Annotated in this window: 19 protein-coding genes and 2 pseudogenes; 7 read left to right on the plus strand and 14 right to left on the minus strand. The window is 59.2% G+C overall.

Annotation, left to right across the window (positions count from 1 at the left end):
* Nucleotides 1–217: 217 nt before the first annotated feature.
* From IPM54_42655 to IPM54_42665, 3 genes are read left to right on the plus strand one after another with little or no spacing between them, the layout of a single operon-like run.
* Nucleotides 218–1,504, plus strand: a complete 1,287-nt coding sequence (locus tag IPM54_42655; protein MBK9266478.1) for an MASE1 domain-containing protein — start codon at nucleotides 218–220, stop codon at nucleotides 1,502–1,504.
* Nucleotides 1,476–2,432, plus strand: a complete 957-nt coding sequence (locus IPM54_42660; protein MBK9266479.1) for a sensor histidine kinase — start codon at nucleotides 1,476–1,478, stop codon at nucleotides 2,430–2,432. Before IPM54_42655 ends, IPM54_42660 begins: the two co-directional genes overlap by 29 nt.
* The gene (locus IPM54_42665; GenBank protein ID MBK9266480.1) at nucleotides 2,429–2,611 is read left to right on the plus strand and encodes a hypothetical protein; all 183 of its coding nucleotides are present in this window, start codon (nucleotides 2,429–2,431) and stop codon (nucleotides 2,609–2,611) included. Before IPM54_42660 ends, IPM54_42665 begins: the two co-directional genes overlap by 4 nt.
* 322 nt (nucleotides 2,612–2,933) lie before the next feature.
* Here IPM54_42665 and IPM54_42670 read toward each other — a convergent pair whose 3' ends face one another.
* Nucleotides 2,934–4,118, minus strand: a complete 1,185-nt coding sequence (locus IPM54_42670; GenBank protein ID MBK9266481.1) for a Fic family protein — start codon at nucleotides 4,116–4,118, stop codon at nucleotides 2,934–2,936.
* 800 nt (nucleotides 4,119–4,918) lie between these two features.
* On the opposite strand from IPM54_42670, the pseudogene IPM54_42675 reads away from it, so the two are divergent.
* Nucleotides 4,919–5,465 (plus strand): annotated as a pseudogene (locus IPM54_42675) (CAP domain-containing protein).
* A 69-nt stretch (nucleotides 5,466–5,534) separates the two neighbouring features.
* Here IPM54_42675 and IPM54_42680 read toward each other — a convergent pair.
* The 6 genes from IPM54_42680 to IPM54_42705 all read right to left on the minus strand — a co-directional run bounded on the left by IPM54_42680 (nucleotide 5,535) and on the right by IPM54_42705 (nucleotide 8,470).
* Nucleotides 5,535–5,798, minus strand: coding sequence for a hypothetical protein (locus IPM54_42680; GenBank protein ID MBK9266482.1), 264 nt, complete (start codon nucleotides 5,796–5,798; stop codon nucleotides 5,535–5,537).
* A gap of 15 nt (nucleotides 5,799–5,813) precedes the next feature.
* The gene (locus tag IPM54_42685) at nucleotides 5,814–6,287 is read right to left on the minus strand and encodes a hypothetical protein (GenBank protein ID MBK9266483.1); all 474 of its coding nucleotides are present in this window, start codon (nucleotides 6,285–6,287) and stop codon (nucleotides 5,814–5,816) included.
* Nucleotides 6,288–6,522: 235 nt separating this feature from the next.
* Complete coding sequence (locus tag IPM54_42690) at nucleotides 6,523–6,750, minus strand: hypothetical protein (GenBank protein ID MBK9266484.1); 228 nt, start codon at nucleotides 6,748–6,750, stop codon at nucleotides 6,523–6,525.
* On the minus strand, nucleotides 6,751–6,945 hold the full coding sequence (locus tag IPM54_42695) for a hypothetical protein (protein MBK9266485.1): 195 nt from the start codon (nucleotides 6,943–6,945) through the stop codon (nucleotides 6,751–6,753).
* Between the two features lie 45 nt (nucleotides 6,946–6,990).
* Nucleotides 6,991–7,974 carry a hypothetical protein gene (locus tag IPM54_42700; GenBank protein ID MBK9266486.1) on the minus strand — a complete coding sequence of 328 codons (984 nt, stop codon included), beginning with the start codon at nucleotides 7,972–7,974 and terminating at the stop codon, nucleotides 6,991–6,993.
* Between the two features lie 355 nt (nucleotides 7,975–8,329).
* Nucleotides 8,330–8,470 (minus strand): hypothetical protein, encoded by a 141-nt coding sequence (locus IPM54_42705; protein MBK9266487.1) that lies wholly within the window; start codon nucleotides 8,468–8,470, stop codon nucleotides 8,330–8,332.
* Here IPM54_42705 and IPM54_42710 point away from each other — a divergent pair.
* From IPM54_42710 to IPM54_42720, 3 genes are all read left to right on the plus strand, one after another.
* A complete protein-coding gene (locus IPM54_42710) occupies nucleotides 8,469–8,762 on the plus strand; it encodes a hypothetical protein (protein MBK9266488.1) in 294 nt (97 codons plus the stop codon). The genes IPM54_42705 and IPM54_42710 overlap by 2 nt on opposite strands.
* A gap of 163 nt (nucleotides 8,763–8,925) precedes the next feature.
* On the plus strand, nucleotides 8,926–9,381 hold the full coding sequence (locus tag IPM54_42715) for a hypothetical protein (GenBank protein ID MBK9266489.1): 456 nt from the start codon (nucleotides 8,926–8,928) through the stop codon (nucleotides 9,379–9,381).
* Nucleotides 9,378–9,848, plus strand: a complete 471-nt coding sequence (locus IPM54_42720; protein MBK9266490.1) for a hypothetical protein — start codon at nucleotides 9,378–9,380, stop codon at nucleotides 9,846–9,848. Before IPM54_42715 ends, IPM54_42720 begins: the two co-directional genes overlap by 4 nt.
* A 267-nt stretch (nucleotides 9,849–10,115) precedes the next feature.
* Here the strand turns inward: IPM54_42720 and IPM54_42725 are convergent, their stop codons facing one another.
* From IPM54_42725 to IPM54_42755, 7 genes and pseudogenes are all read right to left on the minus strand, one after another.
* Nucleotides 10,116–10,694 (minus strand): hypothetical protein, encoded by a 579-nt coding sequence (locus IPM54_42725; GenBank protein MBK9266491.1) that lies wholly within the window; start codon nucleotides 10,692–10,694, stop codon nucleotides 10,116–10,118.
* 168 nt (nucleotides 10,695–10,862) lie between these two features.
* Complete coding sequence (locus IPM54_42730) at nucleotides 10,863–11,168, minus strand: hypothetical protein (protein ID MBK9266492.1); 306 nt, start codon at nucleotides 11,166–11,168, stop codon at nucleotides 10,863–10,865.
* A 69-nt stretch (nucleotides 11,169–11,237) separates the two neighbouring features.
* Nucleotides 11,238–14,223 (minus strand): annotated as a pseudogene (locus IPM54_42735) (cation-transporting P-type ATPase).
* Between the two features lie 164 nt (nucleotides 14,224–14,387).
* Nucleotides 14,388–14,654, minus strand: a complete 267-nt coding sequence (locus IPM54_42740) for a hypothetical protein (protein MBK9266493.1) — start codon at nucleotides 14,652–14,654, stop codon at nucleotides 14,388–14,390.
* On the minus strand, nucleotides 14,635–15,831 hold the full coding sequence (locus tag IPM54_42745; protein ID MBK9266494.1) for a hypothetical protein: 1,197 nt from the start codon (nucleotides 15,829–15,831) through the stop codon (nucleotides 14,635–14,637). The genes IPM54_42740 and IPM54_42745 overlap by 20 nt, the downstream gene beginning before the upstream one ends.
* A gap of 81 nt (nucleotides 15,832–15,912) precedes the next feature.
* Complete coding sequence (locus IPM54_42750; protein MBK9266495.1) at nucleotides 15,913–17,562, minus strand: TonB-dependent receptor; 1,650 nt, start codon at nucleotides 17,560–17,562, stop codon at nucleotides 15,913–15,915.
* Nucleotides 17,563–17,648: 86 nt separating this feature from the next.
* Nucleotides 17,649–18,824, minus strand: a complete 1,176-nt coding sequence (locus IPM54_42755) for a carboxypeptidase regulatory-like domain-containing protein (protein MBK9266496.1) — start codon at nucleotides 18,822–18,824, stop codon at nucleotides 17,649–17,651.
* Between the last annotated feature and the right edge of the window lie 33 nt (nucleotides 18,825–18,857).

The raw sequence follows: 18,857 nt of genomic DNA on the forward strand, positions 1-18,857 counted from the left end.
ACGCGGTGATGGATCGGTTGACGACGGTATTGCAGCGCGCGGGCAGCACGGCAGATCTCTTCGCTACCGCATGCCGAGGCGCCAGCTTCTGCCATGCGAGAAGTGCTGCTCGAAGGATATTCAGCCCTTCGAGTGGCCCCCGGGCGCATTTTACCATACATTGTCTCCGTTCACGCCTTTTGGCACTTCGCGATGGAAGCTCGTGGCTGGATCGGAAATGACTCATTTCAATGCCGCGCATGTTCGATCGGACAGACCGTCGCTCGCGTGGTTCGTCATGGTCGGGGGTGCTTATTTTCTCACGGCCCAGGTGAGCCTCACGTTCGTCGTCGAGCCTGAGAACATTGCGGCCATTTGGCCACCGGTCGGGCTCGCCCTGGCGGTCTTGTTGTTGCGGCCGCGACGCGACTGGCCGTTCATCGTCGTCGCGATCGGCCTCGCCGTGACCGTAGCCAATCTGCTCGCTGGAACCTCGCTGCCGATTAGCCTCGGTTTTGCGATAGCCAACGCTGTGGAGCCGCTGCTTGCCGCAAGCCTGATGCGGACGGTGCTCGAGCCACCCATCAAGATGACGCGGTTGTCCGAGGTCGCGGCGCTGGTCTTTCTTGCCGCCACGGGCTCCATGAGTGTCACGTCGCTCCTTGGTGCAGCCGTTGCAACGTTCGGGTTTGGAGCGCCTTTTTGGCCTGCTTGGCGTGTCTGGCTGGTCGGTGGCGCGCTTGGGATGCTGATGGTGTGTCCCGTGGTCCTTACCGCAGCACACGCCGACCTGCGCTTCTTTCCACGCGGCGGAAGTCACCGCAGTTTCGGGGACCTCCTGGTCTTCGTCCTGCTCGTCGCTTCGACGTTTCTCATTTTTGGTCGAGTGGTCAAAAATGACACCTTTTTGCTCGTGCTCCCCTATTTGACTTTGCCGTTTCTGCTTTGGATTTCCGTGCGGCGAGGTCCTCGTGGCGCGGCGCTGAGCTCGCTCGCGCTCTCGTGCATTGCCGTTTGGGAAACGGTCCGAGGTCGTGGTCCTTTCGTCATCGCCGGCTCGTCGAAGGCCGAGCACATCCTTGCTGTGCAGGTTTATCTGGGCGTCGCCGTGTTGTCGGCGCTGGTCGTCGCGGCCGTCATGAGCGAGCGGCTCGGCTTGGAGGGGGCGCTCGAGCGAAGCGAGCGGCGTTTTCGAGCCATGTTCAATTCGCAATTCCAATTCGTCGGCCTCATGCAACCCAATGGCACGCTCATCGAAGCCAACCGGACCGCGCTCGAATTCGGGGGCCTCGAGCCCGAGGATGTTCTCGACAAACCATTTTGGCACGCGCGCTGGTGGACGATTTCTCCCGAAACGCAGCGGAGGCTCCGCGAGGCCATTCAAGTCGCGGCGAACGGCGAGTTCGTGCGCTACGATGTCGAAGTTCTCGGGGCGGGCAATACGACGACCACCATCCGATTTCTCGATCAAGCCCGTGTACGACGAGCTCGGGCGCGTGACGCAGCTCATTGCCGAAGGGCGTGACATCGCAGAAATCAAGCGTGCAACGCAGGCGCTCGTCGAGCAAGAGGCGACATTGCGCAGCTTCTTCGACAACGCCGCGTCCATGATGGGAATCGTCGAGCTCGATGACGACGACGACATACGACACATTCGCGACAATGCGGCTGCCCGTGTCTTTTTCCAAATTCCCCCCGAAACCCAAGACACTCCTTCGGCGCGCGACCGCGGAGTGCCCGAGCAGGTCATTGCCATGTGGGTTTCACGCTACCGCGAAAGCTCCGCGCGCGGCGTGCCCGTGCAATTCGAATACGAACATCCGTCGAACGAGGGCACGCGATGGCTTTCGGCGACGGTTTGTCCAATCACGCCAACGACGGGCGCGAGCCCACGTTTTGCCTACGTCGTGCAGGACATCACGGCGCTGAAGCAGCAGGCCGAGCGGCTCGAGGCATCTCTTCACGAGAAAGAAGTGCTGCTGAGGGAGATTCACCACCGCGTGAAGAACAACCTGCAGGTCATCACGTCGATGCTCCATTTGCAACTGAGGCATGTGTCCGAGGGTCCTGTCCGCGCGCAGCTCGCCGAGAGTGAGCGTCGCGTGCACGCGATGGCGCTGGTGCACGAACAACTGTACATGGCGCCCGATCTCGCTGGCATCGAGTTTCCCAGCTACGTCGATCGCCTCGTCACGACGCTCGTGGGCGCATATCGGTCGTCGGCGCATGGGGTAACGATACGAGCGCGGATTTCGCCACTCATGCTCGACATCGACACGGCGATTCCTTGTGGATTGCTCATCAACGAGCTCGTATCGAATAGCTTGGCGCATGCATTCCGAGGCGACGACGACAATGAAATTCGAATAAGCTTCGAACGTGCGGACGCCGAGCATCTCGTCTTGTCGGTGGGTGACAATGGGATTGGCTTGCCTCCGAGATTGACATCATGACCGCGCGATCGATGGGACTGCAATTGATTCGAGCGCTTGCGGCGCAGGTTGGCGGCACGTTGCATTGCGACCGCCAAGGTGGCACGGAAATCAGCGTCGTTTTTCCCTGTCCGCCGGGGGTGCGCGACGTATCCAAGCTGTCGTGGCGGCGCGAGCCGCAATTCGCCCGCGAAAGCTGACGTCGTTGGCCAGCGCCGACTGATACGTCGCCAAATGCGATCGCACAATCATTCAGAGATAACGCGTCCAGACCGTGATGGCCTCGGTCGTTGCTCGAGAGCCAATCCAAGAAGCGTTGTCGCTGAGGAATTTCGGATTCACCTGGGTACAGCATCAGCGGTTCGAGGGAAAGCTGCGCGGCATCGAGCACTGTCGTCTCGTCGTCCTTTTTTTCTCGATGCGTTACGAAGGCAATGGCTGCTGCCGCGCCAGGGGTCGGATTACCAATGAAATGGAGCGCGACGACGAAACTGGTCTTTCCGCCATCGACGAGCGACAGATTCACCCATTCCCACGGTTCTCGCAGATCTGCCCAATAGTCGCCGCGTCGAGCCTCGCGTACGATTTGTTCTCGCCAATAATGCCCTGTACTGATGTCTTTCTGAAACACTCTGATGACGACATTGGGGATTTCTGCCAGAATGTCGTCGCGCGTTTTCTCGAATTCTCGAGCCGTGAGGTTGGCAAGTGCGGTAAGACGTTCGCGCGACAGCGCGTGCGCGTCGATGTCCGCCTGCTGACGGCGCATGAGCTTTTCTCGCGCGTTCTCCAGAGCGACTTTCGCGACGTCACGTGAGTCGTAAGCGTTTCCGCTTCCGAGATCGCTTTTCGTACCATGCGCTCTTGCCGAGCGGTGAACAATTGCACGAGCGGGCCGAGGTCGCCTTTATCCGCCGCAATGAGCGCGGGAACATAAACTTGGTCACGTTGCTGCCGCTCGATCAGCAGCGGGAAAAGCCGCGCGCGAATGAAGTCGATGCTCGCCAACGCCCGCGCAACCCGTCCATTCCCATCCTCGAAGGGATGAATTTGCGTAAATGCATGGTGCAGCCATGCAGCCCTCACTTCAGGCAGAGCTTCCGGAATCTGCTTATATAACGCGACCAGATTCTCCATCTCCATCGCGACATGCTCGGGAGGGCAATACTCGTGCATTTCACCATTGGGTAGCTCAACGGAATTTGGTCGTTGCTTGAACGCCCCTTTGGGAAGTGGTATTCGTACCTTTTGCCCCAATGGAGTCACCGCGTCCGCGGTTTCCTGGTGGCGGCAGATGAGCGCATGAAGCTCCTTGATCCATCCAACCGATAACGATCGAGTGCCACTCACGACATCCAAGACCATGTCGAGTGCTTCGCGATGGTCACCGAGAATTTCAATGACTTCACGCGCAGGACGGCTCGATTCCCCATGCGGAATCAACGAAGCGAGCAGCCCCTGCTCGACCAGCGTTCGCGTGACCCCGAGAGAGATGTCGAAAATCCCCTCGATCACGCCGGTTTCGATAGCCCACCAGCGGGTCATGCGGTCCCAGAAGTTTTGCCACGATCCAAGCCGCTCCAGTTCCGCACGTGACGATGTCCACAACGTTTCGAGGGCCCGCAGTTCGGGACGGGCCAAATCGTCCACGTTCGTGGGCAGTTCGATGGGTTTCCATAGGTGAGCCGGTTTGGCCGCGTCGTGCATGGCAGTCTCCTAGCACGGGCTGAAGGAATGCGTCAACGGTAACATTCCAGCTTCAACCCGCATTTTCTTCCCCCTTATTCTCCGCGATGCCGAACATATTCAACTGCAGCGGGATCTGCCTGCTTCCGGGGCAAACATCAACGCTTGCCCCTCCGTATGCACGACACTCGCGTTGTCGCGAACGGCGCGCTCGTACGCTTAGAGGCTGCTCAGCATCGCTCCCTTGACGAACCTCCGTCGTTTCAGCACTTTGGAAAGTGCCGAGAATCTTCTATTCGGCATGATGCAAGCATATCGTGGCGTCAGCCGAGCCGTACGTCCGCCAAACGTGGAGGCTCCACCAGAACCGGTCCAATCGCCGCTGTTTGAATAACTCGTACGCCACCGGGTGGTCTTGTCTTACGGGAGAAACCCTCCGAGCACCAAGCAAAAACCCGACGAAGACCCCAATCAATGGTGCTTGACTGGCACCCAACGGGCGCGCTGCACGAGCCGTCGTCATCGTCGTGCAACCTTTCCCCGGCTGCGAGGGCGTTTATCACGTGGCTGGGGGGCATGTACATGCCCAAAGCAAATCTGGGTAATGGGGAAGCCCAATTGAATGCTTAATCGTTATTTCAATGTCGGGATGCTGCCAATACGCTTGGCGGCAAAAACCGCCGTTGATAAAAACAAAGCAATTCGGTATGCATGACATTCCTTTATCGGGTTTGGCGCCCAAGGAGACACTCATGCGTTCTTCGCTCAAACTGTCGCTCGTTGCGTTTTCCACCGTGTTTGCCCTTGCCGGTTGCGGTGAGATGGAACCTGGTGACGAATTCGAAAACGGTGCGGCAATCGATGAAGCCGATCCGGAAGATGAGCTGACTGACGAGTCGGAAGAAGCACTCGTTGCCTGGTGCAACGACGTAAATAATTGGACGCCAGCATGGGCCCAGTTCGAGGATGACGTGATCTTGCTCGTCAATCAGCGACGTGCGGCAGGCGCGAAGTGCGGCGGCGTCACCAAATCGCCGGTCCCCCTTGTGACCCGTGACGACCGATTGCGTTGTGCCGCTCGTAAACATTCAGAAGGACATGAGCACGAAAACTTCTTCAGCCATACGGGTTCGGATACCGACCTTCACGAAACGCATCACGAGCGCGGGATATGTGTGGAAGGCCGCCGGTGAAAACATCGCCGCGGGATATTCGACTCCGGCAGCGGTCGTAAACGGTTGGATGGCAAGCACGGGCCATTGCAACAACATCATGAACGGCAACTTCAAGCACCTGGGCGTCGGGTATTCGTACAACGCTGCGGCGACGTACGACCATTACTGGACCCAGGACTTCGGCAAGCAGTGAGCGCTGCTTCCTTCAGAAGCAGCGTCCCCACGTCAGCGTGACCATCGAGCGCTCTGCGGACGTCACCCCTCACTTCCCCGCTTTCATCTCAATCACCCGCGGTGACCTCGGCTCAAAACAAATCAGCTCCGGCCACTCGTCCTTCATGTTCGCCTTCACGTGCGCAATCACAGCCTCGCCTTGCGCCTCGCTCTTCACCTTGATCCCAAGCTTCCGCCCCTCCTCCCAATACTCCACGAGCGTAATGTCTGAAACTTCGGGGAACGTCGAGAGCGCCTTTCGGGTCGTCGGAAACGTGTATTTGGGCTGCGCGGCCGACGCAGGTGCAGGCACTTAGAAACATATGTTTCATTTGGCGTGCGGTTTTTTTCGTCCTTTACGCTGCGCCGCGAGACGTTCGTGACGCTCGCGAATAGGACGGACGAGCTCCTCGATCTCCACCTCGATAATCTTTTCGATTCGTTGGTAGAGCTCAAGGCCATATGTCCAAGGAATATGTTTGGGAAAACCGGTAAAGTCTTCGTCGAACCCTTCCCATCGAAGGGGAATGCCGGTCCGTTCGAGAAGTTCTCGAATACCAATCAGCGCGTTCTGGAGCGCCGCCATTGAATCGATGCTCATGCCGAAGTGGATCGAATCGTCCCCCAATCCCTCGAACATGAATGGGCATCTCCATTCTTTGGCACCAGGAGGCCGTTCAGGGCTACCAATGCGAACAATGACGATGCCCCCAACGCCATCACTCCGTTCGAGACGCCGCTCGGCGATCCATTGAGGTTGTTTGGGTTTCGGGACGCTCTTTGTGGTTTTCGACGCTGCCATTCTGTCTAGACTCCTCAATTCCCGAACCACGCGTTGCACAGATTTCGTTTCTCTGTCTCGTTGCTATTCATATGCTCCCAGCATTGAGCGGCCATCCTGCCTGTCATATCTTGACATAATGCTGTCCAGAGATGCTCGCCACCTGCCGCTGCATCGAGGCAACGGTTTTTGGTCGGCTTGCGTCTCCACCTTTTTACTGCCTCCACCACATCGTCTTTCGCCTTGTCCGCCACTGTCACCTGAGCGCACGATCTGTAGCGTTCGGCTGCTCGCGCCGATATTTCAATGTTTCCACACCCTGACGCAAAGGTTCTTTGGCAATGGGCATCGCGCGAAGCGCATTCCGCATGCATGCGCCCAAGTCATACGCCGTGTTGGGAATGTCGTCAATCGTGACGTCTTCTTTGTCGCCATCTTCATCCACCTGAATCTTGACGTCGAATTCGTGATGCCCTGGCTCCAACTAGGATCCATATTCGGCCACGCAATCTCTGGCTCGAGCGACCGTGATATCAGGCAGATTCGGGCGGTCGATCCCTCCTTCCGTCTGCGTAGCCACGACCGGTCCAAGACGACTCGTGCAACCGAGCAGCGCAAACCCGATCGTTAGAGCCCCCAATAAAGCTATCGCTGCAATCGTACGCATACGTTGTCGCATCGTCATCCTCGTGGTCGCTTTGGTCGTTGTCATCCGTGTTTTTCGTCAGGTCAAGTTTTCGGATAAAACCGCACGCATTTCCACATCGCAGAGCGATCCGCCTGCCGTATTCGTCCCTTCGCCGGTGCTGGCCACGCGCTGATAGGTCACCCACCATTCGATACGCGCGGCGAAGGGGACCTCGTCGCGTGGCGGCAATGCCATTTCGACGACGCGCGGTTCGCTCGTCACGCGGTCGTCTGCGACGAGGTGGCGCCCGGGCTGGCCAGGGACGATTTGGAAATGGCGCGTGAGGTGGCGCGTCTCTCGGCGCAGGAGCTTGCCGCGCGTGCTTTTGATTGCGTAGCCAACCTCGATACGGCGGAAAAGGTCTCCGGTGGGGAAATCGTGACCGGGGTTTGGCTGGACCAGGGTAATGCGCAGCGTGTCGTCGCTGGTGCGCTCGACGGAGGCTTCGAGGTTTTTGCGCAGAAATTCGGGGTCGCGCACATCGGCGAAGGCATGTGATCGGCGGCCATCGACGAGGGGCATGTGGCAATCGGCGCACGCCTTCTGCGCGGCTGGAGAGCGGCGATGCTCGCGTGCAGTCGTTTGCATGAAGAACGCGTCGTCCGAGCCGCCGGGCATGGGGAAGCGGAATTCATGGCAGCCCGCGCAACCGCCGGCATGGGCGAACGCGTTCGAGCGGCGGAGCGGATGCGGCGCAGGTGACCCTTCGTGCTCGGTGTCTTCGCCCGGGCGCGATGCTGCCAGGACGACCCCTTCTTCGGTGACGTGGCAGGTGACGCAGCCTACCCCGAGCGCGCTCACGGCGGGGGGCGGTTCTTCGAGGGGATTGGCTTCTGGTGCGTGACAGCTTCGGCAGAACGGCAAAGGCTCGATGGCGAAGGCTTTTTGGTAGGCGGGGTCGACGTTGGCGCGCTGGTGGTAGGAGCCGCGCCATTCCTTGGCCTCGTCGTCGTGGCACGTTTCGCACATCGCATTTTCGCGCACGGCAGCCTCGAGTCGCCGGCGACCAGGGCGGGGCATTGGCACCTTGGAGTCGGTGTTCACGACTGCATTCGGGGAAGCCGTTCGAGCGGAGGTGCTCGGTGGCGGTGTTGTCTTCGTTGGCTCGGGCGCGTGGCTGCTAGGGGCGACGTCGTCGCGGAGGCATCCCGCGAGCGATGAAAGGAACACGAGGAAAGCAAGGTGGAGGGGACGCATGGCCCGGTTTCCGCGAATCGTAAACGTTTCGTTTTGGAAAAGCGTGCGTTGCGTCGAGGAGAGTGCGTGGGAGGAACAACCAACCATCCCTGTGCGGACCTGTCCTTACGCAGAACTTTGGCATGAGGACTCTGCTCCCGATCACCGCTTCACAGCGACGTCAGCATCTTTTTGCGCGTCAGCAAGACGCATCGAGCGGCTGCAGCGCGTCGGCCGTGGGTCGCACGCCAAATGGTTCGAGCTCGTTTTGCTTTACACGTCCGTTTGCTTGTGCTGCCATCGATGACCTGCACACGACACTCACAGACGAGGCGCGCATGAAGACGTCGATGCGATTGATTTCGGCGATGCTGGGTTTTACGATCGCCTTGCTCATCGGAACCCATGATGTTCGAGCAGATGGTTCGCATGCGTCGTTTAGCTCTTCACCGGCGAATAACGTTCAGGGCATCAAATCGAAACTGGTAAGCCAGGCCGTTAAGCTCATGGCCAAAGCTCTACGTAAAGGAGAAAAGCCATTCTTTGACGCTTGTGAAAAGTTGGCATCTGATCCGCGAGCTTTGAAGGCATTTCCGGAAGCATGCGGGCAAGATCGCCGATGTCCTCGATGAAATCGCCAAGATTCCGGATTTGGTGCTGGGTGTCGTTGGTTCAAAATTATTTTTCATGCTCACGACAGACCGCGGACCCATACGAATGGATCCTGGTTCTGCAAAAATGATCGAAAAAGTCGTGGTTGCCGTCATCAGTGCTCTGATTTGACAAGGTGGGTTCATGGATCAGGAAAAACAAACCCTGGAAGCCAAAGTCGACGAATTGCGTCGTCGTTTGGAGCAGCTCGAAGAAGAATGGGAAACATTGTCATCGCGCGTCTCGCGAATGACGGTGTCGAAATTGACTGATCCCAGACATCCGCTGATTGATTGGGAACTGCATCACTTTTCGTCGGAAGCGGAGCATGTTCGTTTTCATGCGACAATGACGGCCCTGCAAAATCGGCTGAAGGGCGCGATTGTTCCCGAAAATGAGCAAGTCGAAATTGAAGGTATCGCGCGGACTGCGTTGTACTCGCCGGCGCGCCCTACAGCCACCGAGATCATCGAAGCACTGAAACTCGTGACGCATGGAACGGAGCGCTCGGTCGTGAAACTGATGGAGCTGGCCAAAGAAGAATTCGCCTATGATTACGAAGAACTTGCGGATTTCGTTTTGGAGTCGTTCGTGCGATGAGTACCTCGTCCGAAACGCCCAGCCTCGATGAATTGCGCAACGAAGTGAGCCGACTCGAGCGTCTCGTCGTTCGGTTCGAGGAACGAATTGCGCTTGTGCGATGGCAGTTTACGATGCTCGATCGCGCCAAAGCATCACATTCTCGATTTTTGGACTGGGAATGGGAGCACAGAAACATCCGAACGGAAGCGCAATCGCGGCGACTCGCGCATGTACTTGGCGAGCTGAATGCGCGGGTCTTGGGCAATTGGCGGCCGGATCCCGACAGCAACAATCCGATTCCCGACGTTGCCTCGGATACGTTGTATTCGCCAAGCGCCCCAACCGTTGCGGAAGTATACGATATCGTCAAAGCGGTAGCCGGGTTTTCTACCAATGCAAAAGTGGTCGAAATGTTCCACGTATTGCAAGCCAAAGGATCGTATCCGGCGCTGACAGCTCTCGTGTTGGCCGCGGTTGATCGCTGAGCCAAAGACACACGCGAAGCGATCTCTCCAACGATTACCCAGCCTGCGCGACGCCGAAACGAAGGCCGAAAGCCGGTCACGCGCCGTCCCCGCAGATACCCAAACCACTTCCGAGCCGGATCCGACCGGCGCGTAAGCCCACTCGTTGCTCCCCTACCCCGGACGAGCCGACCTCAACGTGGTTCAGCACGCGCAAAAGGCCGGACGAGCTGACCTCAACGTGGTTCAGCACGCGCAAAAGGCCGGACGAGCTGACCTCAATGTGGTTCAATCCAAATCCACCGACCGCTCCACGACCGCTCTTTCGCCCTCGCCTTGCCCCGTCGCCGCCGGATTGAACGTCATGAACGAGCGCAATGACCACCATAGCAGATTGAACCACGCCGGCGCAGGCAGCTTGCGCGTCGCTGCGACCTCGACGAGCCCCAACGAAAAAAACACCACCGGAAGCAGCGTCCCCAAGTCGGCGTGACCATCGAGCGCTTTGCGGACGTCACCATTGATGTCCGTAAATGCTTTCGCCACCGCATTGGCAACTCGCGTCGGCCCAGGCATTCGTTCAGGCACCACATATCGCCTGCTCGAAGGCACCTCCGACATTTCCTCGGAAACGATTCGAGCAAGCAACCTATGCAGCGCTTCCGCATCGAGCGTCCCGTCTTCGCGCTCGATGATCACCGATCCCGTCGATGGACGAACCTCCACCCGCTCGGCCGAAGGCTCCGCATGGGCGAATTTTTCCGCCACTCGCTGACAAATATCACGATGCCCCACGAGCAGACTCGCACGTAATCGTACTCGACGCGGCATTTGATGCACGATGGAGCTCGCCCGTTCGTCTAGCATGCTCATTCTCCGACGACTTGGTTGCAAGAGGTCTCGGCCCGAGTTTTCTGGCGATCGCGGGGGGGACCCCACTGTTCGAGCCCGCGAAGCGGGCGAGTTTGGGGTCCCGCGATCGACGGAAAACCGGGATGAGACCTCGCTGGTATCGAGGCGAAAACCTCGCTCACTTCAATGACGAGCCTCCTGCCCATTGCTCGTAGGCGTCGCTTCGATGCGTACCGTCTTCGTCACGGGCGCCTTTCGCCCACGCATCGGCTTGCGCCGACGCTCCCGCGCCCGCTCTTCGACCTCCGCCCAAAGGTCCTCCACGTGTTCGCGTTGCCGCTCCACCAGGCCCCACGTCAAATGCGCCAAATGAAGCCCGAGCGAACCGAGCTCCACCGCCACCGGCTTCAATCGCTTGCCCGATACGGCAATCACCGTGGCACTCGCAAACCCCATCAAAAATGACGGCGTATGAAATTTCAGCGCCATCGCCCAGCCTCCTCGTATTTTTTCCCCATGACCTTCGTTTCCGTCAATGGTGCCTCGTCCGCGCCCTCTTCATTCCTGTTTGCCGCTTCTTCGGATAGCGTTGCAAGGTTTTCCATGGCCCTTTGCACCGAACGATCGATGATGACCGGCGGATGGGACCACGGGAAAATTCGTACGTGCACGCAGAATCGTTGGCAATGCCCCGAGCGCAAATGCGAGCGATGCATTGCCAAGCGAAATCTTTTCGGTTCCCAGCACCCGCCGTAGAAATGGCGTACCCAACGCTGCCGCTTCGAGCGCCAAACCCGTCGCGATCGACCAACCGAGCTCGGGGTTTGGCACGTCCGAATTCGCTCGGCAATTGCGTGCGTGCAAGAGCTGCGCAGTCACGAGCGACGCGAACGACATCGTTCGCCCTCGTCGCGCCGAGCCGCCCGGTAGCAATGCCCCCAAACCATAAGCGCCAAGCGAAATCAATGACATCTCGGAAGCTTCGCGCACGAGACGCCGATAATCCGCCCGGCCAAACAGCGGCACCGCCGGATCGCGCGGCGACCTCTTCATGATGTCGACCTCGGCCGGCTCGAGCGCCAATGCAAGCGCAGGCGCTACGTCCGTGAGCACGTTGATCCATAAGAGTTGCAATGGACCAAGCGGCTCGATCCCCGCAATCCCGCCCGCGACCATGGCCATGACTTCGCTCGTATTCGTGGAGACGAGGTACTGAATGGCTCGGCGCACATTGTCGTAAAGCCGCCGGCCTTCACACACCGCGGCCGCCAAGCTCTGCAAATCGTCGTGCGCGAGCACGACATCGGCGACCGCACGCGCAATGTCCGTCCCTCGCTCGCCCATGGCAATGCCCACGTCGGCCGCTTTGAGCGCCGGCCCATCATTGACGCCATCACCCGTCATGGCCACGATGGCACCCTTCGCCTGCAATTCGCGCACGAATTCCAGTTTTGCTTCCGGCGTCACGCGACTTCGGACGTCTTCATCGCGAATACCGAGCTCCGTACCAATGGCGCGCGCGGTTCGCTCCTGATCGCCCGTCAGCATCATCGTCCGCACGCCCGCATCGGTAAGCGTCGCCAATGCTTCGCGTACGCCTTGCCTCGGCGGATCACGCATACCGACGAGCCCCGCCAATTCGAGCGGCGCGTCCGTGCCCACTTCGCCATTGCGTCGCCACGCGAGCGCCAAGACGCGCAGACCCCGCGATGCCATCGCATCGTTCATATCAAAAAGTTTTTTCTTTTCGGCGGCTGTCGCCCGCACGAGCTCGATGACCGATTCCGGCGCTCCTTTGACCAATTCGATCCGCCCGAGGTCCGGGTGCTCGTGAATCGTCGTCATGAACGGCCTATCTGCGCTTCGTCGCTTTTCGCCGACGCGCCGTACCAAGCGGCGACGACGTTGCGCCGGATAACCGATCGCCATGGAAAATTCGACGAGCGCTCGTTCCGTCCCCGACCCCACCGTAATGACGTTGCCGTCACCGATTTCAACGTCGGCATTCAGGGCCGCGATGCGTCCGATTTCGCGCATATCCGACGGCGAGATGGTTTTCCCATTTTCGCAGACGAGCTTCACGTGAGCGGCTTTGCCGTTTCCTTTTTGGTCGCTTGCCGGCAAATCCACGCGCACGAGCCCCAGCGCAGGCACGAATACCTCGGCCACGCGCATTCTGTTTTCCGTCAGCGTGCCCGTTTTGTCGGCACATGCGACGCCCACGGCTCCGAGCGTTTCGGCCGCGGCAAGTCGCCGAATGACGATTCCTTGTTTGAAGAGTTTTTGGCTGACGAGCGCGAGCGCCGTCGTGCCTACCGCGGGAAACCCCTCGGGAATGGCCGCTACGCCGAGCGCCACGGCGCTACGCACGAGCGCCCTCAAGGGCCGCCTGCGCAAGAGACCAATGGAAACGACCGCCGCCGAGCTCGATAACGACAACCATGCGACCGTGCGGCCCAATTTGTCGAGTTGCTGCTCGAGCGGCGCAGTTCGCTCCTCGGTGTGCGACAATGCGCGTTGAATGGCCCCGAGCTCCGTATGGCGCCCCGTTGCGACGACGACCGCACGAGCTTCTCCTGACGAAATGACGGTTCCCGCGTACAGCATGTCGTCGCGATCGGCCAATGCGGCGTCTTCCGCGACGATGTCGGTTTTCTTTTCTGCAGGTTCGCTTTCCCCCGTCAATGTGCTTTCGTCGACCGACAAATCGTTTGCCCAAAGAATGCGGGCATCGGCCACCACGGGATCGCCCGCTCGCAGGACCAATACGTCACCGGGCACGACGTCTCGCGCCGCAATGGTCGATGTCGCGCCGTCGCGAAGAACGCGCGCCCATTCGACGCGAAATGCGCCCCATGCATCGAGGAGCTCTTCCGCGCGTGATTCGGTGAAATACCCGACCGCAATGTTCAGGCCGACCACGAAGAGAATCGCCCCGGCTTCGAGCATATCGCCGAGCAGCACCGACAAACCCGCTGCACTCGCGAGGAGCGCCGTCGGAACGGTGAAGACCTGGCCGGCAAAGAATTTCGATGGGCGTTCGCACTTCGACCCCCGCGAGCACGTTTGGCCCGGCACTGCGAGCAATGCGGTCGGCCTCGGTCGCGGTCAGACCACGCGCGGGGTCGGCGCCGAGCTTGCGCACGGTCTCTTCAATGGATAACGCATGCCACGCTGGTACTTCGACGCCATTTCCACGAAGACCGTTTGATTCGCCGTTTTTCGTTTGCCGCGGCAACGTTCGAGCGATTGCTTCGCGCAGGCTCCCGAGCGACTCCCCTGCCCGCTCGAGCGTATTGCGGAGACACGACCACGATGGTGGAGGCGGTGCGTTTGGCTCGGCATAGGGCTGCATGAGCGAGAGGGCTGCAGATCGAGCCGCCGCATTGGCGGACGTATCGAATACACACAGCACCGTGCCTGAATGCTCGTTGGCACGAACTTCGCGCACACCTTCGAGCATCGACAATGCTTCTTCGATTTGCCGCGCTTTTCCTCGTTCGCCGAAGAGCCCCGGAACCTCGGCGCGGACGCGCGATGCCATATGCACATCGTCGCCGGACGGTCGCGCTCCGCGGGTAGCGGCATGACGTTCTCGAGCGCGCAGGCGCCATTTCGTATTGGTAGAGCGCACCGGGGCGGACGAAGCAATCCCCGAGCCAGTGTAATGGCGGGCGAGCGGGCAATGCAATAAGGGTCCGCGCCTGATCAATTCGGCGCGAACGACAACCAAGCGCCGGTCATCCACGTATCATCGGAAGTCAATGCGCCGATGTACGTCGCGTTCGTATCGAAAAACCCGTCATTCGGCGGAGTCGCTGCATTTTCGGTAAGGGTCGTCTTCGGCCGGAAATCCGGAGCCGCGCCGTCGAACGGGGCTGTGAGCATCGGATCGGCTTCGGAGTTTTTGCGTGCCGGATCGAGGAACCAAGCGACCTCGTCGACGCCATTGTCGTCATCGGCAAGCACGCCCATGCCGCCCGGTTCTTCGGGGTATGCAATGTTGTGTACTTTCTTGCCATGACAAATCGAGCTCTTCAGCTCGACCTTCGTCTGCGCGTCCCGGATATCGATACACGCCTCGAAACCCGTGAAAAATCGCATTGTGCACGGCTCCTTGCGTGCTACGTCGAGGCTGCCAGCCATATTGCTGTTTGTCCGCGTCGTGTCCGATGAACGTGACATTGTAGATGGTGGGGTTCGAGATCGGCATGTTCGTCGTTCCCATTGCATCGTTGTCGCTTTCGAACCCGTTCGTGTCATCCGGGAACGTCGGGTCCTGTTGCAGCACGAGGAATTGCAGTTTCCCCGAATAACCCAAATCCCAATCGAAGCCGTCGTCCTGGTTGTGCGTGCAAACCAAGTGCTTGGCATTCACCGTTCCGCCGAAAAACTCGAAACAGTCGTCGAGCGTATTGCGGACCTGCACGTATTCCACCTGCGTCTTCGAACCGACGCCGCCAAACGTCAATCCATTGACCTCGTTGTTTTGCGAAAGCAAGATGCCGCTGAATTCGATTCGCACGTACTTCAAGATGCCGCTGTCGTCATCGGCCACATCGCCACCGTATTGCGTTTCGGGCGTCGGATTGAGCCCCTCGATATTGGCTTTACCGCCGGGAACGTTGATCGGCGCCCTGCCGAGCACGATGACGCCACCCCAATCACCCGCTTGACGATCACCGGCGGACGCTTGGCTCGTGAAGACAATGGGTTCGTCCGCGGCTCCCTCAGCAATGATTTTTGCACCGGGATCAATGATGAGCGTACCGAGTGTTCCTTTGTCGCCCACGATGGTCGTGCAAGGTTCAATCGTGAGCGTCGCACCCGCGCGCACGTGAACCTTGTGCTTCAAGGTCCAAATCTTGTCGGATGTCAAGGTGACATCGGTCTTGATTTCGTATTCATCGTTGACCGCATCGAAGAGGGTCGCTGCGATTTCGGCGGCCCCAGGATTCGGAGCGCAATTCGATGTCCCACCACCGCCCGAACCGCCCGAACCTCCCATACCACTGCTGCTCGAACTGCTGGAGCTGCTGCTGGACGACGTTCCTCCCGTCGGAGGCTTATCATTATCGGGATCACCGCAAGCGGCGAGTAGCGTTATGGGAAAAGCGAGCGCCAGAATCGAAGTGTTTCGTCGAGTATTCATGGTTCCTCCTGGATTGCGGGCAGCATCATGGAGGGTCGACGTGACGTTTTTGCGGTGCAATGGAAACAATTTCGCGACGTATCAGTTTTGCATCGTCGCGCTGAGCGTGAACGTCGCGCCGGGTTGAAATTCGCCTACGACATTCGAACCATCGCCTTCCGCATCCGGTCCTTGGGTAAACCGCACGGGGGCAAACAACAGATTTTCCGCCGCAAGTTTCAGGTCCACGTGCTTGCCAATTCGTTGCGCCACGGTGACATCGACGACGTGTCGCGGTTGTTCGTACACGTCCGCCAAACCGTATGCACCGACTTGCGTAATGCGTCGCCCGAAGACGTTGTACAGCAATCGAAATCGCGTACCGCTTTTGTCGTTGGCATAATCGGCACCAAGATTGACCACGAAGGGTGATTGACCCGCCAGCGGCCTTTCATTGTTCGTTTGCAGTCCAACTTGTGACTCACCAAGCGAAACTCGAGAATACACGAGCGTCAGGTTTGCCAGGGCGCCCCAATTCGCGAGCCGCTGATGCGCAAAACCAAGGTTCTTGCGCAATTCGAGCTCCACGCCCGCGTTTCGAGCTCCCTCGGCATTTTCGAAGCTATCGGTCCCGCGATTGCCCGCGGGCAGAATCACCTTTTCGATGGGCTTTTTGAATTCTTTGTAGAACACACTGACCGCGGCGACCTCCGAAAGTGTCGGAAACCATTCGAAGCGCGCGTCGAGGTTCACGATGGTCGTACGATCGAGGTTTGGATTGCCGTACACGTCGCGCGCGCCGAAGTATTCCGTAAAGAGAAACGGCGCAAGCTCGCGCAGTTGCGGGCGCGCGACCGTGCGCGTGGCGGAGAAACGCAGATTGGAGTTCGGCGTCGTCTTGAATACGAGGTTTGCCGACGGAAGGAGGTCCACCGTGGCCAGCGTGCTCTTCGATCGAATTGTCGGATCGAATCGGTCGAAGGATTCCAATACCTGCGTCGACGCTTCCACTCGCGCGCCAAGAATCACGCGCATCCACCGCGTCGGGGCCGTATCCGCCATTGCATACCCAGCAAAAATGTTTTGCTCGGCCACGTACGAATCGCTCGTTCGCGTCCATTCGTCGAGCTCCAGCGCGGGGCCGATGTTTTCCGGAACGAACAATTCGTCCGGGGATTTCGCATAATCGAAACCAGGTGGGTTTCGTGCGAGAAACCTGAACCTGCGCGCCTCGAAGTCACGCGAACGCACGAGCGCGAGCCCTCCGAACTCGAGCCGCGTGGGCGCATCCCCCTTCACGAGCGGCTGCGTCCAATTGACGAGCCCGCCGTAAATCATTTCGGATTGATTGCCGAAAAAGTGCAGCCCGCTTTGCGTCCCATCGTCCCAGACTTTTCGCCCACCTTCTGCCAATTGGTACACGTTTTCACGCATGTCCGGATCGCTGCTCGACGCGGACGACAACGTCAAACTCCAATCGAGCGTCGCATCGCTCATGCTGCGTAGCTTGTGTTCACCGGTGAGCTGCCCGAACGTGAGCGCTCGGCTCGTGAAGCGCAGACGTGTATCGTAAATCGTCATGCCCGCGTCCTCATTGAAACCTTCGATTTCGCGCGCTTCGTTTTCGGACGAACGTGTGTGCAGACCAATCAGTGAAACCTTGTGGTCTTTGGCATAACGATACGTGAGCCCGCCGTATCCACCCCACGTAACGGTATCGAGGCCCGTTTCGATGCGGTAATCGTTGAGCATTCGCAATTCGGGAACGGCCGCATTGGGGTCCGTGGTAAACGTCCGAGCAATCTCGTCGCGTCGAATCTGAAACTTTCGCCCATACGTCAGCGCTGCAATGTATCCGAATTCATGATCGGCTCTTTTTTCAAGGTATCGCCAATCGTGATGTTGCCGCTCATGTTGGGCAGCGCCATTGCCCGCTGCGTGCTCATGTACGCATTGATGTCCTGCCCGTATCGAGTCAACTCGTCGCGTGTAATGACGCTACCGTCCGGCTTTGGACCGAGGCGCGTGACGCGATATGCTGGAATGGACCGAGGCAGTGATCGCGTACCGTCGTCGATGCCGAGCCAATCGGTGCTGGAACCGCGATACGTGAGCCGATCGCGAAATGTGCTCTCCGTATTCACACCCAAATAAAACGTCCCCGTCACGGTGAACGACTCGGGCAATTCACGCGTGCGAACGCGTACGGAGCCGCCCGTGAAGTCGCCGGGCATATCGGGCGTGAACGTTTTGACGATGGTCAAGTCACTGAGCACCGTCGTGGGAAACATGTCGAATGGAACAGCTTGCCTATCGGGCTCGGGGCTCGGCAGCGGCGTGCCATTGATGAGGGCATTGGTATATCGTTCGCCCAATCCGCGGACGAATACGTAGCGGCTTCCAACGACCGACGCGCCGACGACGCGCTTGGCAGCGTCGGCAGCGTTTCGATCGGGCGTTCGGGCGATTTCCTGCGCGCTGATGGCATCGCCTGCGGCCGCGGCATTTTTGCGAATGAGCGTTTGTGCCGCCGCGGATGCTCGATCGGGGTCCGCTTCAATCTCGACGACGATCTCTTGCTTGTTTTCTTCCGTCGACAGCGCCACGTCGACCTTTTCGACTTTGCCCGCGACGACGCGGACATTTTGCACGCGTTGAGCTTTGTAGAGCTGATAAAAAACGCGCAGCTCGTACATGCCCGGCGTCAGTTCCAGTCGAAAGCGGCCGTCGAAGTCCGCAATCGCCTTCTTGTTCGTCCCGACAACCGATACTTGTGCATCGATGACCGGTTCGTTCGTTTTTGCGTCCGTCACGATGCCCCACACGACACCTTTTCCTGCGGGCGGCGCGCGCGACGGGTCCTCTTCCTCGAGGATAACATCGTCGGCTGGCGGCGGCGCCGGTTCGCTCGAACTTGGCGCGGGAGCATCATCCGCAGCAAATGCCGCACGTTCCGTGAAAAGGGGAACCGATAATGCCAAGAGGGTCGTCGTAATGTTCGTCAGTCGTCGCATGGACCTATCCCGTGCGCGCGAGATGTCGCGCGA

The sequence above is a fragment of the Polyangiaceae bacterium genome, from assembly GCA_016715885.1.
In the GTDB taxonomy this organism is placed as follows: Bacteria; Myxococcota_A; Polyangia; order Polyangiales; family Polyangiaceae; genus Polyangium.